Source organism: Pararhizobium gei (genome assembly GCF_029223885.1).
Classification (GTDB): Bacteria; Pseudomonadota; Alphaproteobacteria; order Rhizobiales; family Rhizobiaceae; genus Pararhizobium; species Pararhizobium gei.
In genome coordinates, this window is sequence record NZ_CP119409.1 from 1,832,558 (window position 1) to 1,859,451 (window position 26,894).

Below are 26,894 nucleotides of genomic sequence, written 5' to 3' on the forward strand. Positions count from 1 at the left end.
CCGCACACATCGCCGGCCACTTTGCTCACGCCTTTTCTAATAGAATGACTTGCGCGCCGTGATAGACGGTTCGTCGTGCCTCCTTGAATTGCAGCTTTGAGGCCACGCGCAGCGAGGCGAGGTTGGCGGTGTCGATGATGCAGGTTTTCCGGAGAGCCGGAAACTGCTGGTCACCCCAGCGCAAGGCAGCGCCAACGGCCTCGGTGGCGAGCCCCCGGCCGTGCGAGCGGGGAGACAGCGCCCAGCCGGTTTCCATCGTGCCTTCGAGCGAGGGTGTGATGACGCGGTGCAGGTCGTGAAAGCCTGCCTCGCCGATGAACTGGCCCGTCTCCCGATCCTGGAGCGCAAAGAACCCGAAGCCGAAATAGTGCCACATGCCCACCTGCCGCAGAAAGCGCGTCCAGGCCTGCTCCCGTGAGAACGGCGCACCGCCGATGAAGCGTGTTACCTCGGGATCCGCAAAAAGTGCGCTGTAGGCTGTGAAGTCATCGCGGCGGTAGGGACGAAGAATCAGCCGGTCGGTCTCGATCGTTGGAACAGTCTGCATGGTCTGTTGTGTCTCTTATAAGCTCGATGGCACTATTCCATCAGATTCCCGGTTCGCCGTCCCAGTAATTGACTTCGCTTTCCCGTCGGCCAGCGAAACGAAAGCCCGGTACATCTCCTGCAGTGTTCGACTTTGCGAGAAACTTGCCTGAGTCCGGATATTCCACAATATCCGCCCTGGCCTTCGTGGAGATGCACAGATACTTCAACGGCAGGCTGCCTGTGTTGATGAGATGATGCGCGGTCTCTGGTCCGCCCGCCGGCGCGCCGAGCACATCTCCGGCCTTGACCGGGTAACGGTTCAGCCCGAACCGATATTCCCCTTCGCCGCTGACAATGAGGAACAGTTCCTCCTCGACATGGTGATTGTGAAACGGGCAGCCGGACTTGCCCGGCGGAACTTCGCTGTAGCTGATGCCGAGATCCTTGAGGCCGAGCCGCGCGCCGAAGGAGACGTCTTTGGACTCGAAGAACGTGCCTTCCCGCCAGTGGTCGAGCGTGAGCCCTGCCGGATCGACGACCGGTTTTGCAAGTTGTGTCATGTTCTCTCCCTCTTCGATCGGAGTTTGTACAGAGTACACCGCCGCTTGCAAAGGCAAGAGCATCCGGCCGCGAGATGCATTCCACAGGTCCGGCGCCCGCGGCAAATGCAGGCGGCATCGTGAAAAATGCTTGCCAACCGATCCTCGGCATGATTTGACCGCCGCCTGTGCCGGAGCGGTCCGGCCCCCAGTTTTCAGACAGGTGACGAATGTCCGATATCGAAAAGCCACATATCCTGATTGTGGAAGCGCGTTTCTATGACGACATGGCCGATGCGCTTCTCGAAGGCGCGACCTCTGCGCTCAAGGAAGCCGAAGCGACCTATGATGTCGTCACCGTTCCCGGCGCACTGGAGATTCCAGCCGCGATCGCCATGGCGCTCGACGGCGCCGACAATGGCGGCACCGATTATGACGGTTTCGTTGCGCTCGGCATGGTGATCCGGGGCGAAACCTATCATTTCGATATTGTTGCCAATGAGTCGTCACGCGCGCTTATGGATCTCGCCGTCAGCGAAAGCCTCGCGATCGGAAATGGCATTCTGACCGTCGAGAATGATGCGCAGGCCTGGGCGCGCGTCAGGAAGAGCGAGGGCGACAAGGGTGGCTTTGCAGCCCGCGCTGCCCTGACGATGATTGATCTGAAGACCAAGCTGGGCGGCGAACTGTGAGCGATACTCCTTCCAATCCGTCGGCCGAGCAGCCCGTCAAGCAGGCAAACCAGCGCGGTGCTGCCCGTCTCGCCGCCGTGCAGGCGCTCTATCAGATGGATGTCGGCGGCACCGGCGTGCTTGAAATCGTTGCCGAATACGAAACCCACCGGCTCGGTCAGGAAATCGACGGCGATACCTATCTGAAGGCCGATGCCTCTTGGTTTCGCTCGATCGTCGCCGGTGTCGTGCGCGACCAGCGCAAGCTCGATCCCCTGATCGGCACGGCCCTGCAGGACGACTGGGCGCTGTCGCGCATCGATTCCACCGTCCGGGCCATTCTGCGCGCCGGCACATTCGAATTGGTCGAGCGCAAGGATGTCCCCGTGGCCGTCATCGTCACGGAATATGTCGAGATCGCCAAGGCTTTCTTCGAAGACGACGAACCCAAGCTCGTCAACGCCGTTCTCGACAGGATAGCCCGCACGATCAGAACCGACGTCAAGAAATAGGTCTTCCGATGACACTGCAGGCGGGCCGGGCACAGGACATGGATCATGAACTGCGCGGCGCCCGCCGGGACGTCTATCTCCTGACGGCGGCGCAAGCGATCCTCGGAACGATCGGCCCGATCGTCTTTTCAGTCGGCGGCGTTGCCGGATATCAGCTTCTCGGTGCGGACAAATCCCTTGCAACGGCTCCCTTGACCGGCTTCAATGTCGGCGTGGCGCTTGGCGCCGTTTTTGTCGCTGCAGCATCCCGGTTTTTCGGCCGCAAACTGGCGTTCATCGCCGGTGCCGCCCTCGGTGCCGTGGGTGGTATTCTTGCGGCCTACGCACTCTTTCTCGCCGACTTCTGGCTCTTTGCGTTAGGCCTGTGCATTGCAGGCGTTGCCGGGGGTTTTACCCAGAAACTGCGCTTTGCCGCGGCCGACGTGTCTCCGTCCTTCTACAAGCCGCGTGCGATCTCCTGGATCCTCGCCGGCGGGATCGTCTCGGCGGTTCTTGGACCTCAACTGGTTATCCTGACGAAAGACATGCTCGCCCCCGTGCTTTTTGCCGGCGCGTTCCTGGCGCTCATTCCGACCTGCCTTGCCGCCATTCTAATTCTTGCCTTCCTGAAATTGCCCGATCAGCGCGCCGCTGCGTTTCAATCCCAGGCCGGGCCGGTGCGGCCCTTGAGCGAAATCGTCCTGACCCAGCGTTTCCTGACCGGCATGATCTGCGGGATCTCGACCTATGCCCTGATGACCTTCATGATGACCGGCGCCCCGATCGCCATGGTGATCGGCTGTGGTTTCCCGCAGGACCTGGCGACCCTTGGTATCCAATGGCATGTCCTTGCCATGTTTGCCCCGAGCTTTTTCACCGGCATGCTGGTGAGCCGTTTTGGCGCGGAAAAAGTCGTGGCCGCCGGGCTGGTGATTCTGATGGCTTGCGCAGTGGTCGCCCATGCCGGCATCGCCCTTTGGAATTTCTGGGGTTCGCTCATCCTGCTTGGCGCGGGATGGAATTTCGGTTTCATCGGCGCAACCGCGATCGTCGCGTCGAGCTACCGGCCGCAGGAAGCCGACAAGGTGCAGGGTTTTCACGACATCATCCTGTTTGCGACCGTCGCGTTTGCGTCTTTCGGGTCGGGCAAGGTGCTGACGGCCTATGGCTGGGATATGCTGAACGCCGCCGTCTGGCCCGTTGCGATACTTTGCCTGCTGCTCCTGTTTTTCCTGTTTGTCGCGGAAAAGCGACGCCTGGCCTGAGGTTTGCCGAAAACATGCCGGCTTTGCGCCCGTAAGCAACTGCCAACATACAGAAAAACGTGGATTTTTCGCTTTGGGGCGGCTTGACGATCCCGTTTCGCCACCGCACTCTGCCGCCACGTTTGCAGCCCTTGCTTGAGGAGGCAAGGTTTGCAGCGCGGTTTGGGGGCCTGCGAAGCCTGCAGGCTAAACGGAGGAAAGAGCGAAATGACCATATTACTGGGCGTTATTGCATGCGGGTTGCTATCGGTGGTCTATGCCGCCTGGGCAACACGGTCGGTGCTGTCGGCCGATCAGGGCAATGCCCGCATGCAGGAGATTGCAGGCTTCATACGCGAGGGGGCGCAGGCCTATCTCACACGTCAATACATGACCATTGCCATCGTCGGGGCCGTCGTCTTTGTCGGTGCCTGGCTGCTTCTTTCCGTCACGGCTGCACTAGGCTTCCTGATCGGCGCGGTGCTCTCGGGCGCGGCTGGCTTCATCGGCATGCATGTCTCGGTCCGCGCCAATGTGCGCACGGCGCAGGCCTCTTCCGTCAGCCTTGCGGCGGGCCTCGATATTGCCTTCAAGTCCGGCGCGATCACCGGCATGCTGGTCGCCGGTTTGGCGCTGCTGGGCGTCACGATCTACTATCTTGTGCTGACCGCTGGTCTTGGGCTTGCTGAGGGTTCGCGTGAGGTCATCGACGCGCTCGTCTCGCTCGGCTTTGGCGCCTCGCTCATCTCGATATTCGCCCGTCTCGGTGGCGGTATCTTCACAAAGGGTGCCGATGTCGGCGGCGATCTGGTCGGCAAGGTGGAAGCCGGCATTCCGGAAGATGATCCCCGCAACCCCGCCACGATCGCAGACAATGTCGGCGACAATGTCGGCGACTGCGCCGGCATGGCGGCCGACCTGTTCGAGACCTATGCCGTGTCGATCGTTGCCACGATGGTCCTTGCGGCTATCTTCTTCGCCGGCGGCGCCAATCTCGCGCTTGTCATGGCCTATCCGCTCGCCATCTGCGGCGCCTGCATCATCACGTCGATCATCGGTGCATTTTTCGTCAAGCTCGGCGCGAACGGCTCGATCATGGGCGCGCTTTACAAAGGTCTGATCGTCACGGGTCTGCTGTCGATCATCGGGCTTGGCGCTGCCACCTCGCTCACCATCGGCTGGGGCTCGATCGGCGCTGTCGAGGGCAAGGATATCACCGGCACCAACCTGTTCATCTGCGGCATTCTCGGCCTCGTGGTGACAGCGCTGATCGTCGTGATCACCGAATACTACACCGGCACCAACAAGCGGCCAGTGAACTCCATCGCCCAGGCCTCGGTCAGTGGCCATGGCACCAACGTCATCCAGGGGCTTGCGGTCTCGCTGGAGTCTACTGCACTGCCGGCCATCGTCATCGTCGGTGGCATCATCTCGACTTACCAGCTGGCAGGTTTGTTCGGCACCGGCATCGCCGTCACCGCCATGCTCGGCATTGCCGGCATGATCGTGGCGCTCGATGCTTTCGGGCCGGTCACCGACAATGCAGGCGGTATCGCGGAAATGGCCGGCCTTCCGCCGGAAGTCCGCAAATCGACCGACGCGCTGGATGCCGTGGGCAATACGACGAAAGCCGTGACCAAGGGCTACGCGATCGGTTCTGCCGGCCTTGGCGCCCTGGTGCTGTTTGCCGCCTATGCAAACGATCTCAAATATTTCGTCGCCAACGGCGACAAATATCCCTACTACGCCGATGTCGGAACAATCTCCTTCGATCTCTCCAACCCTTATGTCGTCGCCGGCCTGATCTTCGGCGGCCTCATTCCCTATCTTTTCGGCGGCATCGCCATGACAGCTGTTGGACGGGCCGCAAGCGCGGTCGTGGAGGAAGTCCGCCGCCAGTTCCGCGAAAAGCCGGGCATCATGGCGGGAACGGACCGGCCGGATTACGGCCGTGCCGTCGATATGCTGACCAAGGCGGCGATCCGCGAAATGATCGTGCCGTCATTGCTGCCGGTTCTGGCGCCGATCGTGGTCTATTTCGGCGTGCTCCTGATCTCCGGTTCCAAGGCTTCGGCCTTTGCAGCCCTCGGGGCCTCGCTTCTCGGTGTCATCGTCAACGGCATCTTCGTGGCAATATCCATGACCTCGGGCGGCGGCGCCTGGGACAATGCTAAGAAAAGCTTTGAGGATGGTTTTGTCGACAAGGACGGCACGCGTCATATGAAGGGCTCGGAAGCCCACAAGGCCTCCGTCACCGGCGACACGGTTGGCGACCCCTACAAGGACACCGCAGGTCCAGCCGTCAATCCAGCGATCAAGATCACCAATATCGTCGCCTTGCTGCTTTTGGCGGTTCTTGCCTGACAACGGGCCCGCCGGACGCATAGAAAACGAAAAAGCCGCGGGAGATCTGTTCCCGCGGCTTTCCTATGAGGCGAGGCTCGAAACCCTGATTATTTTCCGTAGTCCGAACCATCCGAGAGGATGGAGCGCGCCATGCTCTTGCCGATGCCATTGCCGGACAGCAACTGGCCGAGGAACGTCATCTCCTGGCCGCCTGTCGGTGTCGTCCGGGAGATCATGTCGAAGACCTTGCCGTCTTTCTGCGTGTAATGGGCAAGCTGCGACACGACACCGTCCTTGTCGAAATAGACGGCAAGCACGCTCTGATCGACGATCTGCGGATTCATGAAGGCGACGGGACGCCGACGCTTCTGGGAGATATAGTAAAAGACTTCATTGTCGAAGGTCGCGGTCGTGGACGGCGTTCCGAGCGACAGAAGAACCTGCTCGCGGCTCGATCCCACAGGGACCAGCGCCAGCGTTTCCTGATCGACGACATAACCCTGATTGATGGTCTGCCCGGTGTTCAGGACATCTGCGGTCTTGCAGCCGGTCAGTGCAGTTGCGGAAATAGCTGCAGTAAAAACGACTTTGCTCAGAAATTTCATGTCTGACTTGAAATACCGTCTCGTCAACGACATCTCCCCCAAGGTAACGCCGGCAGATGCGCCATTGCATTTCGTGCCTGCTTCGGTAAACCAGCTTCAGCGATCATGCAATAACAGGATGCGTTGCCTTTCGCATTTTGAAGCGATCAAACTTGGGCTTTATGATGATATTCGGGCTGTTCGGCAAAAAAAATGGCAATGCCGCAATTGTTGCGCGCCAGTACGATCTTTTGACCCGCGCCGCCCGCCGCCCTTTGTTCTACACCGAACTCGAAGTGCCCGACACCGTGATGGGCCGTTTCGAGATGCTGTCGGCCACGCTGATCCTCTATTTCCGCCGGACGCGAAGCGCGGGCAGGGCCGGCCAGGAGATCGCCCAGGAGATCATCGACGCCTTCTTCGAGGATGTGGATCACTCCATACGCGAGCTTGGTATCGGCGATGTCAGCGTCCCGAAGAAGATGAAGAAGCTGGCCTCGATGTTCTACGGCCGGCTGGAAAGCTATGCAGCCGCGCTCGACAGGCAGGATGCGGGCGAACTGGCGGCGGCGCTCCGTCGCAATTTTCATCCCAACGCCGGTGGTCCGTCGCCATCCATGCAGGGTCTTGCAACCTATATGCTGCACGCCGAGGCGGCGCTTGCGGAAAAGGCGGAGGATGTCGTAGAAACCGGCCGGATCGAACTGCCTGAACCGGCCGTTTGACCGGACGCGACGGCAAGAACGCCGCGAGACCAAACCACTTTCTTGGGCGGCGATGTCGCCCGAAAGGACGCTGACGATGAACCTCGATGAAAAACCCGCATTCTCCTTTCCGGTGAAAGTCGGCAATATCTCCGCCAATGCCGTGACGGTTCATCTGGAAGCCAACGCCGCCGAACTGAAGGCGTTGCGCGATCTCTGGAATGTGTCGGAGGTGGTTTCGCTGTCCTCCGATCTGCAGATCGCCCGATGGAAAAAGGATGGCGTCAGGATCAGGGGCAGGGTCGAGGCAACGATCGTACAGGCCTGTGTCGTTACGCTGGAGCCTGTCGAATCAAAGATCGACGAACCGGTCGAGGCGATTTTTGTGCCGGAGGGTTCGCGGTTGGCGCGGATTGCCGCCAATGACGGCGGCGAAATGATTCTCGATCCCGACGGCCCCGATCTTCCCGACATGTTCACCGGCGACACGATCGATGTCGGGGTCGCGGTCACCGAACATGCGGCGCTGGCGATCGATCCCTATCCACGCAAGCCGGGAGCCACATTTGGCGAGCGAATCGAAAGCACGGACAAGGACGATGCCCGCCCCAATCCCTTTGCGGCGCTTAAGGACTGGAAAAAGGACTGAGTGCGGAAATGCATGCCGCACAAATCGGTTGTCTCACCAGCGAAAAACGGTATTTTGCCGCATCCAGCCCGTGGGGGCGGGGTGCCGCTCAGGCTTCCTCTCCTCAAGCGTCATGAAAACACGTGTGTCCTCATCGCTGATCGTCATTGCGCCGGGACAAAACATGCGGTGTGGCAGGAATAAAGGAAAAGACACGCGTGGTCAGAATTTCTCTTGATGTTATGGGCGGCGACTTCGGTCCGCAGGTCGTTATCCCGGCTGCCGCGAAGGCGCTGGAACGGCATCCCGACATTCGCTTCGTCCTCTACGGACTTGAAGACCAATGCGTTCCTGTTCTGGATAAATTTCCAAAACTGAAAGCCGCAAGCAGCTTCCATTCGTCGGAACTGGCGATCGCCATGGACGAGAAGCCGAGCCAGGCTCTGCGCCGCGGCCGAGGCAAGGCGAGCATGTGGCAGGCCATCGATGCGGTCGGCAAGGGAGACGCCGACGTGATCGTGTCGGCGGGCAATACCGGCGCGCTGATGGCGATGTCCGTGATCTGCCTGCGCATGATGGCCGGTATCCAGCGACCGGCCATCGCCGCCATCTGGCCGACGCTGAAGGGTGAAAGCATCGTGCTCGATGTCGGCGCGACGATTGGCGCTGATGCACAGCAGCTGATGGACTTCGCGCTGATGGGCGGTGCCATGGCGCGCGCGCTGTTCGAGCTCGAGCGCCCGACGCTCGGGCTCCTCAATGTCGGCGTCGAAGAGGTCAAGGGCCAGGAAGAGGTCAAGGAGGCCGGGCGACTGATTCGCGAGGCGGGGCTGGACAGCATTGACTATCTCGGTTTCGTCGAGGGCGACGACATCGGTCGCGGCACGGTCGATGTCGTGGTCACCGAGGGGTTCTCCGGCAACATAGCGCTGAAGGCATCCGAAGGAACTGCCCGGCAAATCGCCGAATATCTGCGTGCTGCCATGTCGCGCACCTTGCTTGCGAAAATCGGCTATATTCTCGCCAAGGGGGCCTTCGACCGGCTGCGCGAGAAGATGGATCCCCGAAAAGTGAATGGCGGCGTCTTTCTTGGCCTCAATGGTGTCGTGATCAAGAGTCATGGAGGAGCGGACGCGGAAGGTTTCGCTGCTGCCATTGATGTCGGCTACGACATGGTCCGCAATGGCCTGAAGGCCAAGATTCAGAATGATTTGCAAAAATACCATGCATCGCATCCCTCCCAAGATGACGACAAGGGCATGGCTGACGAGGTTTGAATATCATGATCCGTTCTGTGGTTTGCGGCTTCGGAGCGTCGCTTCCGAAGCGCGTGATGACCAATAGCGAAATGGAAACCAAGGTCGATACATCCGACGAGTGGATTGTACAGCGCACGGGCATTCGCCAGCGCTATATCGCGGGCGAGGGTGAGACGACGGCGTCGCTGGGCGAGGCCGCTGCCCGTGTCGCTCTTCAACGGGCAGGGCTCACGCCGGCCGACCTCGACCTGATCATCGTCGGCACATCGACGCCGGACAACACGTTTCCGGCGACTGCGGTCAACATCCAGAACCGGTTGGGAATGCATCACGGCGCCGCCTTCGACCTTCAGGCGGTCTGTTCCGGCTTCATCTACGCAATGACGACCGCGGACGTCTATATTCGCGGCGGTCTCGCCAAGCGGGTGCTGGTCATCGGCGCGGAAACCTTCTCGCGCATTCTGGACTGGAGCGACCGCACCACGTGCGTTCTTTTCGGCGATGGTGCTGGCGCCGTCATTCTGGAGGCGCAGGAAGGCGAAGGCACGAACCAGGACCGTGGCATCCTGACGACGCATCTGCGCTCGGACGGCGCCCACCGCGAAAAGCTCTACGTCGATGGCGGCCCTTCGACCACGGGAACGGTCGGCCAGTTGCGCATGGAAGGCCGGGAAGTCTTCAAACACGCTGTCGGCATGATCACCGATGTCATTGAAGCAGCCTTTTCGGCCACGGGAACGTCGGCAGAGGATCTCGACTGGCTTGTCCCGCATCAGGCCAATCGCCGCATCATCGAGGGATCCGCAAGGAAGCTCGGCATACCCATGGAAAAAGTGGTGGTGACGGTCGATCTCCACGGCAATACCTCGGCCGCATCGATTCCCCTGGCTCTCGACACCGCAGCCGCTGATGGGCGTATCAAAAAGGGTGATCTGGTTCTTCTGGAGGCCATGGGTGGCGGCTTCACCTGGGGCTCCGTGCTGCTGCGCTGGTAAAGAAAAGCCAAACCAACGCAAACGCTTGACCCGAATGGGCAAGGGCAATACTCTTCCACGCTAATCGATATTTGACAAAATCGGTGGGGGAAGATGAGCGGAAAAACGGTGACACGAGCAGACTTGGCCGAATCGGTTTTCCGCAAGGTCGGGCTTTCGCGCACGGAATCGGCCGAACTGGTGGAAACTGTGATCGATGAAATTTGCAATGCGATCGTGCGCGGCGAAAGCGTCAAGCTCTCTTCTTTTGCAACCTTCCAGGTTCGGGACAAGAACGAGCGCATCGGTCGAAACCCGAAGACAGGCGAGGAAGTGCCTATTTCGCCTCGCAGAGTGATGACCTTCAAGGCATCGAACGTGCTCAAACAGCGCGTGCTGAAGGCGCATCTGCAACGCAAGGCCAAGCAGAAGCCGCCGGCGCCGTGATGCACCCCTGTTTTCATTAAAGCAGTTGAAAACTCTTCCATAAACCATTGAAATCGACATGATTCGTAAGTAATCATGCTTGGCATATGGCTGGCATAGCGCGCCGACTCGCGTGCAAATTCCGATGCTGTTGAGCGGGGAAGACATGGAAAAGAGCCCAGACGCGTTCCGGACGATCAGCGAAGTGGCAGACGATCTCGATCTGCCGCAGCATGTGCTGCGCTTCTGGGAAACCCGGTTCCTGCAGATCAAGCCGATGAAGCGCGGCGGTGGACGCCGCTATTATCGGCCGGAGGATGTTGATCTCCTAAAAGGCATCCGCCATCTGCTCTATGATCATGGCTACACGATCAAGGGCGTGCAGAAGCTCTTGAAAATGAACGGCAACAAGTTCGTCGCGGCGATCGCCAGCGGGGATCTTGCGACCGTTGAAGCGTTGGCGGCTGCCAATGTCGACGATCAGGTCCAGCCGAAGCTCGGCAATCCCGACGACGACCAGATCGTTGGCCGTGCCAAGGTGCCGACAAGCCGGCGCTTCTTTTCTTTTGGCGGTGGCGGCGACGACAACCCGGAAATCTCGATCGGTAAATCATCCGTCGGCAAGGAAGACCGGGCGTTGCTGCAGGAAGCGCTCTACGATTTGCTCGAGTGCAAGCGTTTGCTCGATCAGGTGCGCTAGGAGACAAGCTCCCGTCCGCCACTGGCCGGAACCTCCACGTGATCCGTCCGTTCTCCCTTCACAACAAGGAGAGAGCACCATGACCGACACAGGGCCCCGCAACGAAGAGCGCACGCAAACACCCCGCCGTCCCGCCGACGATCAAAGTGATCAGGGCAACAATGCCGAGACGCCAATTCCGCCGGTAATCAAACCGGGCGACCATCGCAGTCCGAATGATCCGCCGCTGCCTCTCGTGGATCCCATCGTTGACGGAGGCAACCTCTGAGATGGTTGAGAGCGGGCCGCCCGAGGCGCCGCTCTTTTTTGGGTGTGAAAAGCGAGTTTGACATCGTCGCAGAGACGGTGTCGTGGTAGGCAATGGGTAGTATCCCGATAAGGCGTGCCCATGCAAAAGAACTGGCAGAAAAGCGTTATCCTTGCTCTCGATGGCCCGGAAAATTTTGTAACGATCTCGAACACGACGCAGGCGTCCTGGGCGATGATTGAGGATTGGCCGTTGGAAGACGGACCAGCGCTGGACCGCGCGCTGGAGATTTGCGCGGCTGTAGCAGAGGGAAAGATGTCTGACGAGGATGCGCGCAAGGCGTTCCTTGCCGCTGTCGCCGAGGCGCAGATCCCAGTGCGTGACTAATCGCTCCTTTCCTGCGAACAAAATGAGCATATCAACATGAAATCCCTTCAAGCAGAGTTTCACAAGGACATGCTGGCGCTTTACGAGCACTGCGCGCAGATCGGCTTCCGCCCGGTGCTCTTCCGCCGTCTGGTGGTACTCAAGGGTGGCGTCTCTGCTGCGCGGGAACTGGTGTTCAAGCCGGGGACGACCGGGCTGGACCGGCTTGTTGCCGCCGGTAAGGCGGATCTGTCGATGGAGTCCTTGATGACGCGCCCACGATACAGCACGTTATTCACGCCCTTGGAAATCAAGGAGGCCACGGGGCGTCTCGCGGGTTTGGTGCCGCGAGAGCGCTCCAGAGGCCGCATCAACCCCGTCATCACCAACGTAAAACAGGCATCGTCATCATGACAAAAAAGCAGAAGATCGAGCATTCGGATTTCGCCGGGGAATTTACCGACGATGGCGTGACGGTACTCGTGGATATCTTCCGCCCCGCTGGCAGCACGGAAGGATGGACCTTGGAGGTGATAGACCAGGAGGAGGGGCTGACGGTGTGGGAAGAGCCCTTTGCAACGGACAAGGAAGCCTTCGAAGAGTTTCTCGCTACGATCGAACGCGATGGCATTCACTCCTTTCTGGAAGATCCTGGATCAGACACGTCGGTTCACTGAGATGGGGACACACAGGCGATTCGCATCTTTTATGCAGCAGGCTCGATCGGAACTACGACATCCGAGCGAGCCGACCAGCATCGAGCTGCGAGGGAACTTCACAACGGCCGCCGGAGCACCCTTCGTCTTCTCCCGAGGAGGGCGCCGTCCCGGCTAGGCCGGGAATGCGGGCCGAGAGCGCCATGGCGATCCGCGCTCCCACAGCGAGGTCTTCCTCTACCCCGAACATCTGGTGGGCAATGGAACCGTCACGGCCGATCAGGATCGACGACGGGGTGCCTCGTAAGGCGAAACGCTGCATCGTCGTCGGCGTATCGGAGCGCTCATCCGAGAGATCGACGCCCACGGGATGCTTGATGCGGTACTCGTGCAGGAACGCCTTCAGGGTGACCGGAGACATCGCCGCGTGGTGTTCGAATACCGTGTGGATGCCGATGACCTGGAGATCGGTATGGCCGAAAATACATTCAATGCGCTGGACCTGCGGAATGGATTCCGAAACGCATCCGGGGCAGAGAAGCTGGAAGCTGTGAATGAACACCGGGCGACCGCGCAGGGCGGCCAGCGTAAGAGGGGCAGGCGTGTTGAACCATTCGCTCACCGCCAGTTCGGGCGCGAGCGTCGTCGATGTCGTAGACATGATTTCCATCCTTGTGTTGCGGGGCGGACCGGAGGGGAGGTCGGTCCGCCCCCTTGGGCTTAAGCGGCGGCGCGCGTGAGTTTCAAACCCGGAAAGTCGACCGGCACGTCGAGGGCGACCTTCAGGTAGTTGGTGAACAGGTTGAGGGTGATGTGGGCGACGATTTTGACGATCTCCTCGTCGTCAAAGCCCGCCAAGCGCAGGGCGTCGATTTGTCGTCTCGATGATGTCGAACGGAGCCTGTATGGCTTCGGCGGGTTCAGCCTTGATCGACTGGGCGCTGGCGGCTGTCAGCCATAGCGAGGCCGTTCCGGCGAGAAGCGCGCCGGTTGCAAAGTTCCTGGTCATTTCTGCAGTCTCCTCTTTCTCCATAGCCTGGAGGGGTTGTGATATTATCCCTGTATAAACACGTCCCAGGTGGCTGCCCGTAACGCGGGATCGGCGGTCTCGTGCTCGCGGCAGTCGATGCGGATATCCCGCTGTCCGAATGCCGCGTCGACAAAATTACAATGATGCGGCTGTGCCGCATCGGGATGGGCGAATGGGGCGAAGTACCGACAACTGGCGCACATGCGCTGGATCGGTATCGCGTCCGTCTCCTGCAGATGCCTGATCATTTTGACCAGCGTGATCAGCAGGTCTTCCTGTTCATGCTGGGCTAGGGCATCGACCGTCTGTTCTGCGATACTTGCAGCCGCGTTGCCAACCTCTAGCGCCGAGAGTCCTTTGGACGTGATGCCGACGTTGACACCGCGCTTGTCGGTCCCGGCGCTGCGCTTCGCGACAAACCCTTTGCGCTCAAGCGCCGCGATGGAGTCCGTCGCCGTCGGCTGCGAGACCCCGAGGTTGGCGGCGATCTCCTTGACCCCCAGTCCGTCCTTTCGACCCTCCAGTAACTCCAGAATGGCGAGCTGGGTGGGGTTCAGTCCGCTGGTCTTGGCGCGGCTCCAGTCGTCGGCCCGCATGGCCATGGCAACCCGAGCAAGACCTTCCCGGATGCGGTGGTTGACAGACGTTGGGGTCTTCGGCGTTTCCATGAGATGAATATATATAGGAGTCCTATTAAACACAAGAGGATATCAAATTTCATTTGGTCGGCGGAGCCCCGATGCCCGTATCCGATATCGGCCCGTGTGGCTGCTCGGCATTGTGCGAATGCGTCGCCTTTTCCGCGGTAGCCGGTCCCGTAAACCCCTCGGCGCCATAGAACGCGAGATGCAGGCCCCAGTATCCCGTCGCGAACACGACGAGCGCGGTGGCGATCCCCGCCGGTATCGCGGGGAGGTGCACTTTGAGAGACGGCAGAAACCTGGTGACGCGGCATTGATCGCATGCCACCGCGACCAGGATGGCCATGATCAGTCCATGCCCGATGAGATCGACCCGTCCGAACGGCCACACCGCCGCCGTGAAGATGACGATAAGGGCGATCGCCGACAGCCGGCGGATCAACGGTGTCCACAGAAGCCCGAAACCCATGGTAAATTCGGCGACACCCGCCATGGGGATAAACACGTCCCTCGGCAGTCCGAACGTCAGGAACGGCTTTTCGAGAACGAGCGGATAAAACCAGTCTGGGTAGGCGAACTTCTCGAGGCTGGACCACATCAGGGCTATGGCGAGACCCCAGCGCAAGGCCTCGAAGCGGTGCGATCTCCAGGTCTCGTTCTTCGACGGCTCCAGGATCAGGTAGGCGGCGACACCCGCGCCGAGGGCAAGATAGTCGAACAGGTGGAACAGGTCGTAGTCACGGATCGCCAGAAACCAGAGCGCCAGGATACCGATTCCGGCCAGCGGCATTGTCTTGCGCGAGAAAATGCATGCGGCGATCAGGAGCTGAAGCCACGAGACCCACTCCGCCGGGGTCTTGAGATCGGGTGTCAGATAGACGCCGCCGACCGAAAAGACCGCCACGAAGAACGCGCCGACGGTCACGCGGACGTAGTCGTCAAGTCTCTTCCACAGCGGTCCGGTAACACGATCGAGGCCGTCGTGGACGCGCGCTCCAAACGGACTGATCTCGACCAGACGCGTCAAAACGAAGAAGATCACGACGAGGACGATCCCGATCCAGAACCACGGGTCGGTAAGCACGGTCGATATCGGTTGCGGCGGCGCGCCGACGATGTACGGCGCAAACCATTTGACATGGGCCTGGGCCGCCAGAGGCATTGCCATCGCGCAACCGAAAACGGCCGCTCCCAGAGATGATCGTCTCATCGGTTTAATCCTTCATTCCGCCGCTTGCGACACGACAAGGCTCACGGCGGCCGCGAAACTCGCACCGTATCGCGGATCGGCCCCCATGCAACTGGAGATATGTCGTTCCTTGATGTGGATGTCCGCTCTCGCAACGGCGCGGGGCGGTATTGTCGACCAGCGCCTGTTGCTGTTCCGGTGACATCATCCTGAACAGGTTACCCGGCCGCTCGATATGGTCGTCGTGGACCCGATGGTCGAAATGCGCCGCGTAGTCGCCCGCGGGCAGCGGCGGTTCGGTCAAGCCGGCCTTGTCTCCCATTCCGCCCGGGAATTCGGATAGTAGTGAGCCACGAAACCAAGGTTGCCGTCGATCCTCATCGCGCCGTCGCGATGGAAAGCATGATGATCGCCGTCCGGAACCATCAGGCGGCTTTCGCCGTCGATCCGAGATACTCGTCGGTCGACCGCATGCGCGCGTAGGCAAAGCCCAGCGCGGACATGAAAGCCGCGTGGGCGAGATTGGCAGGCACGGTGACACCGTTGAATTCGAGGTCACGCGAGGCGCATGCGTCGTGGACCACGGTGACGGGATAGCCGAAGTCCGCGGAGGCGCGCGTGACTGCGTCCACGCACATGTGGCTCATGTTGCCGCACACGACGACCTCGTCGATGCCGTTGTCGTCCAGATGCTGCTTGAGGTCGGTTTCCCGGTACGAGTTTATGTAGTGTTTCAGAACCACATGCTCGGTATCGAGGTTGATCACGCTCGGATGCAGCGCCGCACCCTCCGAGCCCGGCTGAAAGAACGGAGCGTTGGCGGTTGGAAACTCATGCCGGATATGGACGACGAGGTCGCCTGCCGACCGGGCGGCTGCTATCAGGCGCGCCGCGTTGCGGGCAGCGGCCTCCACGCCCGACAATGTCCATTTTCCGCCGGGAAAATAGTCGTTCTGGATATCGACAACGATCAATGCTGTCTTGCTCATGGCTTTTTCCTTTTTTCAAAGCACCGCCGTCCGCGCGGCGGGTGCCGCTCGTGGAAGCTGTTGCGAGTTTGACGACAGGAAGGGACGTATTCCCTCCTCACCAGTGGCCTGCCGGACGATGCCGAACGGCAGGGGATGCACTTCGCTTCCCAGGTTCAACTCATGAGGCTGACCGTAGGTCTCCGATAAGCGTAGGAACGAGTTCCGACACGGTCGGATGGATGGGCACCGACCATTGCAGGGTCGGGTAGGGGGTGCGGGCGTTCATTGCGTCGATGATGCCGTGGATGGCCTCGTCGCCTTCGATGCCCAGGATGGCCGCCCCGAGTATCTGCCGCGTTTCCGCGTCCGCGACGAGTTTCATGAACCCTTGCGTCTCGCCTTTCTCGACGGCTCGGCCGACACGGCTCATGGGTCTTGTCGATACGAGGATGGGTCGTCCCGATGCTCTCGCCTGGCGCTCGGTCATGCCGACGCGTCCAAGCGGCGGATCGATGTAGAGGGCGTAGGCGGGAATGCGGTCGCTGAGCTTGTGGTCGGCTCCGTCCAGCAGGTTGGCGGCGACGATCTCGAAGTCGTTGTAGGACGTATGCGTGAACGCCCCGTGCCCGTTGCAGTCGCCAAGTGCCCAGATGCCGGTGACATTCGTGGAGAGGCTGTCGTCAACGATGATAAACCCTTTGCCGTCCGTCTCTACACCCGCTGCTTCCAGTCCCAGGTCATCGGTGTTAGGCTGGCGGCCCGTGGCGATGAGGACATGGCTTGCGACGATGGTCCCGATGCCCGTCGTGACCTCGATGTCGTCTGAGGTCTTGCGGAATGACAATCCGGTCGCCTCCGTCTGGACCGCGATCCCTTCTGCATGAATGATATCGGCGATCGCGTCGGAAACGTCCTCATCTTCCCGGGAAGCAAGATGGCTACCACGCTCGACCACTGTGACTTCAGCACCGAAACGGCGGTACATCTGCGCGAATTCCAGCCCGATGTAGCTGCCGCCGATCACGACCAGATGGCGGGGGACCACGGTCAGATGGATGATCGAGGTGCTGGTCAGGTATGGCACGCTGGCCAGGCCCGGATAGTCGGGAATGGACGGACGCGCGCCGACGTTGATGAATATCTGCGGCGCAGTCAGACGCGCGCCGTTGACCACGACCGTATTGGGGTCTTCGAACTTGCCTTGTCCGTAGATCACCGACATGCTGTCGAGGCCGCTGAACCAGGTCTCAAGTCCCTTGCGGGCATCTAGGGTGACCTTTTCGGCACGGCCTTGCACGGTCTTCATGTCGATCCCGATCTCGCCGGGGATGACAACACCGTAGTCGGAGGCTCGTCTGGCGACGTGCGCGGTCCGGGCGCTGGCCACCAGGGCCTTCGTCGGCATGCACCCGGCGTTGACGCAGGTACCGCCGAGATATTTGCGCTCGATCAGCGCCACCTTGCGGCCGGTGGAGGCCATGCGGGCCGCCAGAAAAGGCCCTGCCTGTCCCGCACCAATAAAGATCGCGTCGAAAGCGCTCACGACACGGCCGCTACAATGAGCAGCGCTCCGCCGACCGCAACCGCATCCTCGATGAGGGCGGCGGGTAGGTCACGTCCGAAGGATGCCGCGAGTTTAGCCCGGACGGCTGCTCCGCCGTAGGTGCCGATAATCGCACCGACGATCCCAGCGACAAGCCCAAGCAAAAACGATCCACCCGCTGCTCCGACGACCGCGCCTGACAGGGCGCCCGTGACGATGCGTGTTGCGAACTGGATCGGTACCTTGCGTGATGGCGTGCTTGGGAGCTGGTCGGTGATCAGTTCGCCGACTGCCAGGACGGTCAAAATCCACGGTGTCCATCTGTACCCCATGAAGGCCAGCGGTGTCTGCGAGATATCGAGCCATCCGAGGCTGGCGGCCCAGGCGACGGCAGCCGGAGCTGTCATTGCCCGCAATCCTGCGACGATGCCGATCAGAAGTGCCAGAATTAAGATCATGATGTTCCCCTTTGTTGACCTGGAGCAGCATACCGTTTCCAGTGCGCTCCTCCAGCCCAGACGCACGATTAGCTCTTGATGAAGTCGAGAAGATCAGGATTGACGATCTCCGGATGGGTGGTGCACAGCCCGTGCGGAAGCCCGGGGTATGTCTTGAGCGTTCCGTTTTTCAGGAGCTTGACCGACAGCGGCGCCGAGTCGGCATAAGGAACGATCTGATCGTCGTCGCCGTGCATGACAAGCGTCGGGACGGTGATGGCCTTCAGGTCATCGGTAAAGTCGGTTTCCGAAAACGCCTTGATGCAGTCGTAATGCGCCTTCGCACCGCCCGCCATGCCCTGACGCCACCAGTTCTCGATAACCCCCTGGCTGACCTTCGCACCGGGCCTGTTATAGCCGTAGAACGGCCCAGTCGGGACATCGAGGAAGAACTGCGCCCGGTTGGCGACCAGCGCGGCGCGAAAACCGTCGAAGACTTCGATCGGCAGGCCGCCCGGGTTCTTGTCCGACTTCACCATGATCGGCGGGACCGCTCCGATAAGGACGGCTTTGCCCACGCGGCCGGGCTTGGCGCGGGCGACGTAATGAGCGACCTCACCGCCGCCTGTCGAGTGACCGATATGAACAGCATTCTTCAGGTCGAGGGCATCGGTAAGTACCGCCACGTCGGCAGCATAGGTATCCATCTCGTTTCCGGTCCAGGTCTGTGTGGAACGGCCATGGCCTCGGCGGTCGTGGGCGATGACGCGGTAGCCTTTCTCCAGAAAATACATCATCTGCCCGTCCCAGTCGTCGGCGCTGAGCGGCCAGCCGTGGTGGAAGACGATCGGCTGCGCGTCCTTTGGCCCCCAGTCCTTGTAGTAGATTTCCGTGCCGTCCTGCGTTTTGACGAATGACATGATCTGGTTCCCCGATGTGTTGAAAGAAGAATGAGAGACGGCCGAACTCTGTCTTGGAAGTGCCATTACCGCTACTGCCGCACCGCCAGCCAGGACCAAATCCCGACGGGTCAATCCCAATGCGGGCGCTGCTGTGACTTCGTTCATGGCATTCTCCTCTTGCGGCCTTCGATGGAAAGAGATTGCCCGACCTGCGTTCCATTGGCCAGTAAAGCGTCGTAAATCCGTGCAAACGGAAGTTTCGCCGGCAAACGCCTCAGACAACGCGGTCGCGGCGTTCCTTCACGATCGCCAGCAACGCATGCGCCGCCAGGACGGGCGCTTCACCGGTTTCGCCGAAAATCAGCAGACCGTCGTGTGCCGGGTGAGGCGCGACCGAAACCGTGTTAGCCGATATGACGGCAACGGGTTTCCCGTCACCCAGAAGCGAGGCGAGTATGGCCGCCACGTCGTCGCGTTCGTCCCCCCAAAGCGTTCCGGAGTACCCGAGGCAAAGAGCCGCGTCGAAATCGTCGTGGACAATCTGTCCGGCGGACAGAGTGTCGGCTAAATCGTCCCTTGCCGCTCTGTCGAGGAGAAAGCGGCGAACGCCTCCGTCCTGCGGCTCGGCATCCCTAAGGTCCGGCAGACTCGGATGCCCGCCCGCCACCGTGGCAAGGACCACCTCGGCGCCGCCGTCCTTGAATAGATAGTAGACTGGCGCGATACGTCCGAGAGTGACAGCGCCAGCCGATACGTCGCCTCCTTCTTCCGTTGACAATATGACCAGAAAACGGATTGGCTGGCTGCCTTCCATGGCGAACTCCTCTTCGTCCCTACAATACCGGTCTGAAAAGTCGTAGGCGAGTTCAGAGTTGTAAATCCGTGTAAATGCGGGCCGGTAGGCCGCCTCCGCGTGGGCTCACTCGCTCGGCGATTCGCGCAGCAGCCGTCCCCACGTCGACACCTCGTCCCGGAGCATCGGTCGCGATGAGCCGCGGCAACCCGAGCGCCGCGTACAGTTTCATTCGGCTGGCTTATTCGACATCCGGATTGAACCCTCCAGAGGACAGTCCACAACTGAAACTATCGATGCACATCGGACTTGAAATGAAAAGAGCGGCCCTGACCTTTGTCCGGAACCGCTCTTTCTGAAACTGTAAAACCCTAAGGTTTTGCTATAATTGATAAAACGTCGGAGTGGCGGGATTCGAACCCACGACCCCTTGACCCCCAGTCAAGTGCGCTACCGGGCTGCGCTACACTCCGTACGACGTTTTAGTTCGGTCGTTGAACACAAGCCACATATCCGTATGACGACCTACGCCCCTTGACCCGCAGTCAAGGGCGTACCGGGCTGTGCTAAGCTCCGAACCGTGGAAAGCCCTATATTCTCAACGCTTACGGTGCAAGGGCTATTTTCGAGGAAACGGGACAAAGTGGAAATTTCATTGCGCCGTGGTTGGTTTGGCTTTGATTGCTTATCAGCGAACTTATGCTGGTGTTCTCAAACTGTCTGGTTGCACACCCCAAGCCCGTTCAATAAGCTCTCTGCAACCTTATTGCGATTAATGCGATGATGATGGCGATTATGGTCCGCCGCGAGTTCATCGACTGGCTCCTTTGATGGGAGAAAACGAAGGGACCGCGAAGAAGTTGCATGGTGGCCGTTGGCCGTGGCGGGCCTTGCCGCACAATCATGTCGAGACGGCTCTTTCTTTCAGGACGGAAAGTTTTCGGAAACCCGTTGCGCGGATAATGGCGGCTTCGAACAGGGAGCCTCGACATGGCAAAGGCAGCGGCCCGCAAGGGGCAGAAACGGACAGCGGGCCGCAAGCAGGCCAAGGGCGGAATGTGGCCATGGTATCTGGCGGGAATTCTGTCCGTGGGCACTGTTTTTGCCTACGAGCATCGAGCAGACCTGTTGCCCATGACGCCGCCGCTTCACACGGCCTCCATTGCAAAGTTCCGGCCTGCCGAGCCGCAAGCCGAGACTTTGCCTGAGCGACGCAAGCCAGCGCTTGCATTGCCGACGCCCGGTGTGCGGCCGTACACGCAGCCGGACGAGCGAAGCGTGGAGCAGGCGGCCTTGACGCCACCGGCAGACCTGTCAGACGCAGCGCGCAAGCCGGGCAGCTTTTATTTCTGCACGCAAAATTTCGAAAACTGCGTCGTTGACGGTGGAACCTTCTGGTACGGGCGCCAGAAGGTGCGGCTTTCCGGCATAGAGACGCCGCGCATCAAGGAGGCGAAATGCGATAACGAGCGCAAGCTCGGTTCGCTCGCAAAGCGGCGCCTCTGGCAGGTCCTCAACGGCGGCGAGGTTCGCCTTGCTTCAGCCGGCATCGGTAAATCCGCGTCCGCAAGTGCAGTTGTGACGGTGGGGCAGGGGCGCTCTGTCAGCGATATACTGGTTGCCGAAGGCTTGGCTCTTCCAAGTTCGGGTGGCAAGCGCGGGTGGTGCGCCGGGTGACGGTAATCTCTGCCGGCACCCCTTGCATCGCAGTCATCTGCTAGGGGCTGGCGAAGCCCGGCACTTCAGCCTCTGGCGGCCAGTCGCCGATAGAGCGCCTCGGTCTTGGTCACCATGACATCCGCGGAAAAAAGAGCCATGCGCGCCTGCGCCGCCTCTGTCAGGGCCTGATGGCGGACGGGATCGGCACTTTCGATCATGGCTCTGGCAAGCTTGGCGGTATCGCCGTCATTGGCGACAATCAGCCCGGTTCTTCCCGACTCGATGGCTGACGATGCTCCACCGACATCGGTCGTCACGATTGGCTTGCCGGCGGCAGCCGCTTCGAGCATCACATAGGACATGGCTTCATAACGGCTGGACATCACCAGCACGTCGAAAGCGGGGATAGCCTGCGAACCGGTGAAGGCAGAAGTCAGGCGGATGCGTTTCTGCAGGCCACTTTCGGTAATCGCGGCGCGGACATCTCCCTCGCGTTCTCCGGATCCGACAATGATCAATTGTGCATCGGGCAGGCTTGAGGCGGCGGTGCGGAAGGCTTCGATCAGCCTTTCCGGTGCTTTCTGGTGGGAGAGACGGCCGACGAAACCAAAAACGAAGGTTTCCGGGGAGATGCCGAAACTGGCGCGCACTGTCTGGGCCATATCGAGCGGCAGCGGCTTGACGCCATTGACGATGGTCGACATCGCCCCGCTTCCGATGCCAAGACCCCGCGCATGGGCATATTCGTCGTCCGAAACACAGATAAGGTGATCGGTAAACAGATTGGCTAGGAGCGTCTCGATTGCGCCGTAGATCAACCTTCCGCCCTTGCCGAGCGTCGGGTCCATGGTGCGGAAAGCATGCGGCGTGTAGACGCGCGCAACGCTGCGCCCCGGCAGGCGGGCGCGGGTCAAGGCTCCGGCTTTGGAACTATGCCCGTGAACGATGTCGAACGCACCTCTTTTGATGATCCTCCGTAACGCCCGGAAGGCGGCGATATCCGACCATCCCGGCGCCCGTTGCATGGAGATGGCATGCAAGGCGGGCAGATTGAGTGACTTTAGTTCCCGCAGGAAGCCGTCTTCGGCACGAACCGGCGAGTAGACGGCCTCGACATGATGGCCGTTGGCCTTCAGGCCCCGGCACAAATCGAGAAAATGACGGCCGGAGCCGCCGCCACTTGGTTCCAGAACCTGGAGAATGCGCAGGCTGCCGCCAGCATTATTGATCGGGGGTGTTGTGTTCATTGCCGACAATCCGCCGCCGCCGCCGTGTGGAGGCGATCCGTCGGCCTGTGTAACACGCCGGCGTTAACGTCGTATTGGCAGCGCTGAAAATACCGTCGGCCGATGCCTCCGGCGGTAGCGGAATTCGAGCGCGCCGCAACCCCAGACAATGCCGAGCAGTAGGAAGAAGTGCCGCCAGTGGTCCGTGTCGATGACGTTTCCGATGCCGGCATGGCCGATGATGACGATCCAGGCAATCATCAGATAGGGTTGCCACGGCCGGTCGAGCAGCAGGAAACGGAAACCCATGACGATCGTCCAGATCATCAGCGTCACGTAACTGGCAAAACCGAGCCAGCCATAAGATGTCAGGGATTTCAGCCAGATATTGTGTTCGTCTTCCGGAAAGATCTTGCTGAACACCATAGGGCCGATGCCGAGCGGCTTTTCCATCGCCATGAGAAAGCCGATCTTGTGCCGGTCGAAACGTCCGAGATGGCCGCCATCATATTCCTGGACAAGCTGGGTCCGGCTGGAAAACAGGTTTGCCACCTGCGGTATCTGCAGGGCCACCACAAGCGCCCCGATCATCAGCAGCGCGCCGCCAAGCGCCAGCACGAGAATCTTCAAGCGGAAGGCGCCTGTCCGTTCCTTCAGCAGCATGACGAGAACCAGCGCGCAGGCTGAAAACAGATAAAGCGCCCAGGCCGCGCGCGAGAAGGACAGAAACAGGCCGAGCGCCATGATGAGCAGCGCGATTGCCTTGAGGGGCGCGGTCGTGATCCGGTCAGTCAGCAGGCGATACATCAGGTAGAGAGACGGCGCGACCAGAAAGGGACCGAAAACGTTCGGGTCCTGAAATGCGCCCTTGGCGCGATCGTAGAGCGTAAAGTTCGCGGCACCGGGAATGACGCCAAAATAGCCGAGAATGCCGAGCATCGAGGTGAGAACGCCCGCCATCACCCAGGCGTCGAAGATCAGCTTCAACCGCTCGTGACGATCCTCGATAATGGCGGCGTAGAAAACCGAGGTGAGCGCAAGGAAGCCCGAAACGGCCATGTACATCGGCCCTTCGTCGAGATCGCTCATGACAGTCAGGGAAAGGATGCCGCCGGTCATGAACAGGATGAGCAGCGACAGGAGCGGCGCTACGGCGCGTGAAATCCTCAACCCGAACAGGAACCACAGGCCGATTAATGCGGCCATGAAGACTTCGTAGGGCGCGGGCTCGGCGATGACGAAACCCGACAGGAAAACGCCGAAGGCAACCATCGCAGAGCCGATCAGCGCGACGGCGGCAAGCTGCGGTCTAAATGGCGCAGCAGACAGGACGGTCGGGCCAGTCAATAGGCATTTTCCGTGTTCAACAAGCGGAACGGCGTGAGGAACAGGATCTTAAGATCGAACCACAACGACCAGTTCTCGATGTAATAAAGGTCGAAAGCCGTGCGGAACCGAATCTTTTCGTCATTGTCGATCTCGCCGCGCCAGCCATTGATCTGTGCCCAGCCGGTCACGCCCGGCTTGACGCGGTGGCGTGCAAAATATCCTTCGACGACATCGGAGTAGGTTCTGTCTGCAGTCTGCGCGAGAACCGCGTGCGGGCGCGGGCCGACCAGCGACAATTGTCCCTTCAGGACATTGAAGATCTGCGGCAACTCGTCGATCGACGATTTGCGCAGAAAGCGGCCAAGCGGTGTCACGCGGGGATCGCCCTTGGTCACCGCATTGCGCGCCGTGGGGTCGCTCATATGGGTATACATCGAGCGGAACTTGTAGACGTCGATCGCCTCGTTGTTGAAGCCGTGGCGCTTCTGCTTGAAGATGACCGGGCCTGGTGAGGTGACCTTGACGGCAATGGCGGCGCCGAGGAAGACCGGCCAGAGCAGAACGAGCGCGACAAGGCTGAAAAACACGTCGAAAATCCGCTTTGCAACCGAGTCCCAGTCGGCGATCGGTTTGTCGAAGATGTCGAGCATCGGAACCTGGCCGATATGCGAATAGCTGCGCGGCCGGAAACGCAGGTTGTTGGCATGGGCCGCAAGACGGATGTCTGCGGGCAGGATCCACAGCTTCTTGAGAAGTTCGAGAATGCGCTTTTCCGCCGTCAAAGGCAGAGCGATGATCAGCATGTCGATGCGGGTCAAACGGGCGAAGTCGACCAGTTCGGCAACCGTGCCGAGCTTCGGATATCCGGCGACGATGACCGGGGAACGACGCTCGTCCCGATCGTCGAAAATGCCGCAGATCCGGATGTCGTTATCGGACTGCTGCTCGAGAGAGCGAATGAGATCCTTGACCGGCTGTCCGCCGCCGACGATGACCGCGCGGCGTTCCATGGTGCCGTTGCGCGCCCAGCGGCGGATCGAATAGGAGATGAAGATCCGCTCGGCGATAAGAAACATCAGGCCGAACACATACCATCCGCCAAAGGAGAGCCGCGAATAGGTGCTTCCGATCTTCAGCAGGAAAAACACGAGCGTCATGGAGGCAAAGGCCAGCGTCCAGCAGCCGACAATCCTGGGCAGGGTGCGTGCGGCGGCGCGCAGCATCGGCACCTGATAGCTGTCGCACAGTTGCATGAAGACGACCGTCAGCGCCGAGCCGCCGGCAATCAGCCCGCAATAACCAAGGATTTCGTCCAGTTTCGGTTCCACGTACAGCATGTGGATCGCGAAACCGATGGCAAACAGCGAGGTAAACTCGAACAGCCGCATGAGGCCGACGATCATGTTGGGCGAGTAGGTGTCGGCGCGGAACTGCATGGCGATGCGCCGTGCCAAGGGATTGAGCTCGCGAGCCGGCTCCAGAGCCGGCTTTTCGCCTGGCGCATAGGTGCGGATCTCGGAAATCTTTTTCCGAAGCGCCTCTGTATCGAGGGTTTCAGGCTTGTCGATGTGGTTCATAATTTCCGCCCGGCCGTTGGCATCCGATCCGGCATAGCAGATAGCCCCTAAGAAACGCTTACGCCGACCTGCTTGAGGGCTCCGGCGCGCTGTCCTGTTTTGACACAAGCTCACTGTACAGGCGCATGATATTGGCCGACATTGCGGAGGCCGAAAAGATTGCCTTGAACCGGACTTCATCCGGCATGACCTCTGCCGGCCAGTGTGCCTGCGTCAGAGCATCTGCCATGACGTGCGCCAGTGCGAGCGCATCGCCAGGGGTGGCAAGCGCCTTGCTATCCTCGCCCAGGACTTCCGGGATTCCGCCGACCCGGGAGGCGATGACCGGTTTGCGCGCAGCAAGGGCCTCAAGCACGATGTAAGGCATTGATTCAGCGCGGGAAGGAATCACAACATTGCGGGTACGGGCAAATGCCTCCCGGGCTTTCATTGCCGGCAGCATCTTGATGCGCCTCCCAAGCCCCAGCTTGACCATCGCCTGTTCATATTCGCCCTGCTGCGGCCCGTCGCCAATCATCATCGCCGACAGCGGCCGGCCGATGATTCTTTCGGTGCGGGCGAAGGCATCGATAAAGATATCGGGGCCTTTGAGATCGCGCATCATGCCGATATAAAGAAAATCCACGGCATCGGGGCGGGCTGCAACGATCTCGAAATCGCGATCGTCGATGCCGTTATAGACGATCTGGCTTCGCACACGGGGCATGCCGACTTTGGTTTCATAGGTCCGGCGCTCGAAATCGCAGACGAAGACGATGGCGTCCGTCAGATATTCCTGGAGGCGCTCCAGGAAAAACACCGCCTTTCCCGACAGCGTCCGTTCACTGTAGTGCAGGCTGCCGCCATGCGGCGAATAGAGGCGGGCGACGCAATACCTGTTGACCCGCAGGGCTGAGCCGATGATCCTGGAGAGTGCGCCGCCCTTGGCGCCATGTCCGTGCAGGATATCCGGCCGCAAACTTCTGATTTCCTTGTAGCTGTTCCACAGCGCCTTCAGATCGGCCGGGCCGATGGAACGGCGTATCGGCAGCCGGATGAGGCCGAGAGCGAGAAAGGGCCTGATCTCGTCGAAAAGCGCGTCTTCGTAGCTGCCTCCTGTGGTGCTGTCGCAGACGATGCCGATTTCGTGCCCCTGCCTGGCATGCGCTTCCGCCAGATCACGCACATGGCGGAAAATACCGCCAATCGGAGACCTGAAGCAGTGGATGATACGCAAGGGACGGGGTTCGGACAT

33 protein-coding genes and 1 tRNA gene are annotated in these 26,894 nt (G+C 60.4%); 15 read left to right on the forward strand and 19 right to left on the reverse strand.

The window, feature by feature from the left end; all coding sequences use genetic code 11:
• Positions 1-25: 25 nt before the first annotated feature.
• Positions 26-547 (reverse strand): GNAT family N-acetyltransferase, encoded by a 522-nt coding sequence (locus PY308_RS08835; protein WP_275790314.1) that lies wholly within the window; start codon positions 545-547, stop codon positions 26-28.
• Between the two features lie 40 nt (positions 548-587).
• On the reverse strand, positions 588-1,088 hold the full coding sequence (locus tag PY308_RS08840; RefSeq protein WP_275790316.1) for a cupin domain-containing protein: 501 nt from the start codon (positions 1,086-1,088) through the stop codon (positions 588-590).
• Positions 1,089-1,297: 209 nt separating this feature from the next.
• On the opposite strand from PY308_RS08840, the gene ribH reads away from it, so the two are divergent.
• From ribH to PY308_RS08860, 4 genes are all read left to right on the forward strand, one after another.
• Positions 1,298-1,759, forward strand: a complete 462-nt coding sequence (ribH, locus tag PY308_RS08845) for a 6,7-dimethyl-8-ribityllumazine synthase (protein WP_275790319.1) — start codon at positions 1,298-1,300, stop codon at positions 1,757-1,759.
• Positions 1,756-2,250 (forward strand): transcription antitermination factor NusB, encoded by a 495-nt coding sequence (gene nusB, locus PY308_RS08850; RefSeq protein WP_275790322.1) that lies wholly within the window; start codon positions 1,756-1,758, stop codon positions 2,248-2,250. Before ribH ends, nusB begins: the two co-directional genes overlap by 4 nt.
• Before the next feature lie 8 nt (positions 2,251-2,258).
• A complete protein-coding gene (locus PY308_RS08855) occupies positions 2,259-3,494 on the forward strand; it encodes an MFS transporter (RefSeq protein ID WP_275790323.1) in 1,236 nt (411 codons plus the stop codon).
• 207 nt (positions 3,495-3,701) lie between these two features.
• Positions 3,702-5,837: a sodium-translocating pyrophosphatase gene (locus PY308_RS08860; protein ID WP_275790326.1), complete on the forward strand. Its 2,136-nt coding sequence runs from the start codon at positions 3,702-3,704 to the stop codon at positions 5,835-5,837.
• An 89-nt stretch (positions 5,838-5,926) separates the two neighbouring features.
• Here PY308_RS08860 and PY308_RS08865 read toward each other — a convergent pair whose 3' ends face one another.
• Complete coding sequence (locus tag PY308_RS08865) at positions 5,927-6,457, reverse strand: outer membrane protein assembly factor BamE (protein ID WP_275790328.1); 531 nt, start codon at positions 6,455-6,457, stop codon at positions 5,927-5,929.
• 131 nt (positions 6,458-6,588) lie between these two features.
• Here PY308_RS08865 and PY308_RS08870 point away from each other — a divergent pair, with 131 nt between their 5' ends.
• From PY308_RS08870 to PY308_RS08915, 10 genes are all read left to right on the forward strand, one after another.
• The gene (locus PY308_RS08870) at positions 6,589-7,128 is read left to right on the forward strand and encodes a ubiquinol-cytochrome C chaperone family protein (protein ID WP_275791069.1); all 540 of its coding nucleotides are present in this window, start codon (positions 6,589-6,591) and stop codon (positions 7,126-7,128) included.
• Between the two features lie 76 nt (positions 7,129-7,204).
• Positions 7,205-7,756 (forward strand): YceD family protein, encoded by a 552-nt coding sequence (locus PY308_RS08875; protein ID WP_275790331.1) that lies wholly within the window; start codon positions 7,205-7,207, stop codon positions 7,754-7,756.
• 197 nt (positions 7,757-7,953) lie between these two features.
• Positions 7,954-9,012 carry a phosphate acyltransferase PlsX gene (gene plsX, locus PY308_RS08880; protein WP_275790333.1) on the forward strand — a complete coding sequence of 353 codons (1,059 nt, stop codon included), beginning with the start codon at positions 7,954-7,956 and terminating at the stop codon, positions 9,010-9,012.
• Positions 9,013-9,017: 5 nt separating this feature from the next.
• Positions 9,018-9,989 carry a beta-ketoacyl-ACP synthase III gene (locus PY308_RS08885; RefSeq protein ID WP_275790335.1) on the forward strand — a complete coding sequence of 324 codons (972 nt, stop codon included), beginning with the start codon at positions 9,018-9,020 and terminating at the stop codon, positions 9,987-9,989.
• 93 nt (positions 9,990-10,082) lie between these two features.
• Positions 10,083-10,415, forward strand: coding sequence for an integration host factor subunit alpha (locus PY308_RS08890; RefSeq protein ID WP_275790336.1), 333 nt, complete (start codon positions 10,083-10,085; stop codon positions 10,413-10,415).
• 145 nt (positions 10,416-10,560) lie between these two features.
• Positions 10,561-11,094 carry a MerR family transcriptional regulator gene (locus tag PY308_RS08895; RefSeq protein WP_275790338.1) on the forward strand — a complete coding sequence of 178 codons (534 nt, stop codon included), beginning with the start codon at positions 10,561-10,563 and terminating at the stop codon, positions 11,092-11,094.
• Between the two features lie 79 nt (positions 11,095-11,173).
• The gene (locus tag PY308_RS08900) at positions 11,174-11,362 is read left to right on the forward strand and encodes a hypothetical protein (protein WP_275790340.1); all 189 of its coding nucleotides are present in this window, start codon (positions 11,174-11,176) and stop codon (positions 11,360-11,362) included.
• A gap of 120 nt (positions 11,363-11,482) precedes the next feature.
• Entirely contained in the window at positions 11,483-11,728 is a 246-nt protein-coding gene (locus tag PY308_RS08905) for a DUF982 domain-containing protein (RefSeq protein ID WP_275790343.1), read from the forward strand.
• Positions 11,729-11,764: 36 nt separating this feature from the next.
• The gene (locus PY308_RS08910; RefSeq protein ID WP_275790345.1) at positions 11,765-12,121 is read left to right on the forward strand and encodes a hypothetical protein; all 357 of its coding nucleotides are present in this window, start codon (positions 11,765-11,767) and stop codon (positions 12,119-12,121) included.
• Positions 12,118-12,384, forward strand: a complete 267-nt coding sequence (locus tag PY308_RS08915) for a hypothetical protein (protein WP_275790347.1) — start codon at positions 12,118-12,120, stop codon at positions 12,382-12,384. The genes PY308_RS08910 and PY308_RS08915 overlap by 4 nt, the downstream gene beginning before the upstream one ends.
• A gap of 52 nt (positions 12,385-12,436) precedes the next feature.
• Here PY308_RS08915 and PY308_RS08920 read toward each other — a convergent pair whose 3' ends face one another.
• The 12 genes from PY308_RS08920 to PY308_RS08975 all read right to left on the reverse strand — a co-directional run bounded on the left by PY308_RS08920 (position 12,437) and on the right by PY308_RS08975 (position 20,342).
• Positions 12,437-13,024: a thioredoxin domain-containing protein gene (locus PY308_RS08920; RefSeq protein WP_338051080.1), complete on the reverse strand. Its 588-nt coding sequence runs from the start codon at positions 13,022-13,024 to the stop codon at positions 12,437-12,439.
• Between the two features lie 59 nt (positions 13,025-13,083).
• Positions 13,084-13,221: a carboxymuconolactone decarboxylase family protein gene (locus PY308_RS08925; protein WP_275790349.1), complete on the reverse strand. Its 138-nt coding sequence runs from the start codon at positions 13,219-13,221 to the stop codon at positions 13,084-13,086.
• Positions 13,208-13,372, reverse strand: a complete 165-nt coding sequence (locus PY308_RS08930) for a hypothetical protein (RefSeq protein ID WP_275790351.1) — start codon at positions 13,370-13,372, stop codon at positions 13,208-13,210. The genes PY308_RS08925 and PY308_RS08930 overlap by 14 nt, the downstream gene beginning before the upstream one ends.
• A 44-nt stretch (positions 13,373-13,416) precedes the next feature.
• The gene (locus tag PY308_RS08935) at positions 13,417-14,061 is read right to left on the reverse strand and encodes a MarR family winged helix-turn-helix transcriptional regulator (RefSeq protein ID WP_275790354.1); all 645 of its coding nucleotides are present in this window, start codon (positions 14,059-14,061) and stop codon (positions 13,417-13,419) included.
• A gap of 49 nt (positions 14,062-14,110) precedes the next feature.
• Positions 14,111-15,244: a hypothetical protein gene (locus PY308_RS08940; RefSeq protein WP_275790356.1), complete on the reverse strand. Its 1,134-nt coding sequence runs from the start codon at positions 15,242-15,244 to the stop codon at positions 14,111-14,113.
• Between the two features lie 4 nt (positions 15,245-15,248).
• Positions 15,249-15,527: a hypothetical protein gene (locus PY308_RS08945; protein ID WP_275790357.1), complete on the reverse strand. Its 279-nt coding sequence runs from the start codon at positions 15,525-15,527 to the stop codon at positions 15,249-15,251.
• 121 nt (positions 15,528-15,648) lie between these two features.
• On the reverse strand, positions 15,649-16,212 hold the full coding sequence (locus PY308_RS08950) for a cysteine hydrolase family protein (RefSeq protein ID WP_275790361.1): 564 nt from the start codon (positions 16,210-16,212) through the stop codon (positions 15,649-15,651).
• 160 nt (positions 16,213-16,372) lie between these two features.
• Positions 16,373-17,737 (reverse strand): FAD-containing oxidoreductase, encoded by a 1,365-nt coding sequence (locus tag PY308_RS08955; RefSeq protein ID WP_275790363.1) that lies wholly within the window; start codon positions 17,735-17,737, stop codon positions 16,373-16,375.
• A complete protein-coding gene (locus PY308_RS08960; RefSeq protein ID WP_275790365.1) occupies positions 17,734-18,195 on the reverse strand; it encodes a DUF4126 family protein in 462 nt (153 codons plus the stop codon). The genes PY308_RS08955 and PY308_RS08960 overlap by 4 nt, the downstream gene beginning before the upstream one ends.
• A gap of 68 nt (positions 18,196-18,263) precedes the next feature.
• The gene (locus PY308_RS08965; protein ID WP_275790368.1) at positions 18,264-19,094 is read right to left on the reverse strand and encodes an alpha/beta fold hydrolase; all 831 of its coding nucleotides are present in this window, start codon (positions 19,092-19,094) and stop codon (positions 18,264-18,266) included.
• Between the two features lie 256 nt (positions 19,095-19,350).
• Positions 19,351-19,890, reverse strand: coding sequence for a type 1 glutamine amidotransferase family protein (locus tag PY308_RS08970; RefSeq protein ID WP_275790371.1), 540 nt, complete (start codon positions 19,888-19,890; stop codon positions 19,351-19,353).
• A 378-nt stretch (positions 19,891-20,268) separates the two neighbouring features.
• Positions 20,269-20,342: transfer RNA gene (locus PY308_RS08975), tRNA-Pro, on the reverse strand.
• Positions 20,343-20,859: 517 nt separating this feature from the next.
• On the opposite strand from PY308_RS08975, the gene PY308_RS08980 reads away from it, so the two are divergent.
• Positions 20,860-21,546 (forward strand): thermonuclease family protein, encoded by a 687-nt coding sequence (locus tag PY308_RS08980; RefSeq protein ID WP_275790374.1) that lies wholly within the window; start codon positions 20,860-20,862, stop codon positions 21,544-21,546.
• 65 nt (positions 21,547-21,611) lie between these two features.
• Here PY308_RS08980 and PY308_RS08985 read toward each other — a convergent pair whose 3' ends face one another.
• The 4 genes from PY308_RS08985 to PY308_RS09000 form a co-directional block, all read right to left on the reverse strand.
• On the reverse strand, positions 21,612-22,775 hold the full coding sequence (locus tag PY308_RS08985) for a glycosyltransferase (protein WP_275790377.1): 1,164 nt from the start codon (positions 22,773-22,775) through the stop codon (positions 21,612-21,614).
• Positions 22,776-22,838: 63 nt separating this feature from the next.
• Complete coding sequence (locus PY308_RS08990; RefSeq protein WP_275790380.1) at positions 22,839-24,101, reverse strand: O-antigen ligase family protein; 1,263 nt, start codon at positions 24,099-24,101, stop codon at positions 22,839-22,841.
• On the reverse strand, positions 24,098-25,660 hold the full coding sequence (locus tag PY308_RS08995) for an undecaprenyl-phosphate glucose phosphotransferase (RefSeq protein WP_275790382.1): 1,563 nt from the start codon (positions 25,658-25,660) through the stop codon (positions 24,098-24,100). Before PY308_RS08995 ends, PY308_RS08990 begins: the two co-directional genes overlap by 4 nt.
• A 58-nt stretch (positions 25,661-25,718) precedes the next feature.
• Complete coding sequence (locus PY308_RS09000) at positions 25,719-26,894, reverse strand: glycosyltransferase family 4 protein (protein ID WP_275790385.1); 1,176 nt, start codon at positions 26,892-26,894, stop codon at positions 25,719-25,721.

Coding starts and splice junctions, on each gene's coding strand:
- PY308_RS08840 (WP_275790316.1), bottom strand. CDS start 1,088: ATGACACAACTTGCAAAACCGGTCGTCGATCCGGCAGGGCTCACGCTC.
- PY308_RS08855 (WP_275790323.1), top strand. CDS start 2,259: ATGACACTGCAGGCGGGCCGGGCACAGGACATGGATCATGAACTGCGC.
- PY308_RS08985 (WP_275790377.1), bottom strand. CDS start 22,775: ATGAACACAACACCCCCGATCAATAATGCTGGCGGCAGCCTGCGCATT.
- PY308_RS08835 (WP_275790314.1), bottom strand. CDS start 547: ATGCAGACTGTTCCAACGATCGAGACCGACCGGCTGATTCTTCGTCCC.
- PY308_RS08995 (WP_275790382.1), bottom strand. CDS start 25,660: ATGAACCACATCGACAAGCCTGAAACCCTCGATACAGAGGCGCTTCGG.
- PY308_RS08915 (WP_275790347.1), top strand. CDS start 12,118: ATGACAAAAAAGCAGAAGATCGAGCATTCGGATTTCGCCGGGGAATTT.
- PY308_RS08860 (WP_275790326.1), top strand. CDS start 3,702: ATGACCATATTACTGGGCGTTATTGCATGCGGGTTGCTATCGGTGGTC.
- PY308_RS08960 (WP_275790365.1), bottom strand. CDS start 18,195: ATGATCTTAATTCTGGCACTTCTGATCGGCATCGTCGCAGGATTGCGG.
- PY308_RS08970 (WP_275790371.1), bottom strand. CDS start 19,890: ATGGAAGGCAGCCAGCCAATCCGTTTTCTGGTCATATTGTCAACGGAA.
- ribH (WP_275790319.1), top strand. CDS start 1,298: ATGTCCGATATCGAAAAGCCACATATCCTGATTGTGGAAGCGCGTTTC.
- PY308_RS08965 (WP_275790368.1), bottom strand. CDS start 19,094: ATGTCATTCGTCAAAACGCAGGACGGCACGGAAATCTACTACAAGGAC.
- PY308_RS08890 (WP_275790336.1), top strand. CDS start 10,083: ATGAGCGGAAAAACGGTGACACGAGCAGACTTGGCCGAATCGGTTTTC.
- PY308_RS08875 (WP_275790331.1), top strand. CDS start 7,205: ATGAACCTCGATGAAAAACCCGCATTCTCCTTTCCGGTGAAAGTCGGC.
- PY308_RS08895 (WP_275790338.1), top strand. CDS start 10,561: ATGGAAAAGAGCCCAGACGCGTTCCGGACGATCAGCGAAGTGGCAGAC.
- PY308_RS08920 (WP_338051080.1), bottom strand. CDS start 13,024: ATGTCTACGACATCGACGACGCTCGCGCCCGAACTGGCGGTGAGCGAA.
- PY308_RS08935 (WP_275790354.1), bottom strand. CDS start 14,061: ATGGAAACGCCGAAGACCCCAACGTCTGTCAACCACCGCATCCGGGAA.
- PY308_RS08905 (WP_275790343.1), top strand. CDS start 11,483: ATGCAAAAGAACTGGCAGAAAAGCGTTATCCTTGCTCTCGATGGCCCG.
- PY308_RS08980 (WP_275790374.1), top strand. CDS start 20,860: ATGGCAAAGGCAGCGGCCCGCAAGGGGCAGAAACGGACAGCGGGCCGC.
- PY308_RS08885 (WP_275790335.1), top strand. CDS start 9,018: ATGATCCGTTCTGTGGTTTGCGGCTTCGGAGCGTCGCTTCCGAAGCGC.
- PY308_RS08865 (WP_275790328.1), bottom strand. CDS start 6,457: ATGTCGTTGACGAGACGGTATTTCAAGTCAGACATGAAATTTCTGAGC.
- PY308_RS08900 (WP_275790340.1), top strand. CDS start 11,174: ATGACCGACACAGGGCCCCGCAACGAAGAGCGCACGCAAACACCCCGC.
- PY308_RS08870 (WP_275791069.1), top strand. CDS start 6,589: ATGATATTCGGGCTGTTCGGCAAAAAAAATGGCAATGCCGCAATTGTT.
- PY308_RS08910 (WP_275790345.1), top strand. CDS start 11,765: ATGAAATCCCTTCAAGCAGAGTTTCACAAGGACATGCTGGCGCTTTAC.
- PY308_RS08940 (WP_275790356.1), bottom strand. CDS start 15,244: ATGAGACGATCATCTCTGGGAGCGGCCGTTTTCGGTTGCGCGATGGCA.
- PY308_RS08930 (WP_275790351.1), bottom strand. CDS start 13,372: ATGACCAGGAACTTTGCAACCGGCGCGCTTCTCGCCGGAACGGCCTCG.
- PY308_RS09000 (WP_275790385.1), bottom strand. CDS start 26,894: ATGTCCGAACCCCGTCCCTTGCGTATCATCCACTGCTTCAGGTCTCCG.
- PY308_RS08950 (WP_275790361.1), bottom strand. CDS start 16,212: ATGAGCAAGACAGCATTGATCGTTGTCGATATCCAGAACGACTATTTT.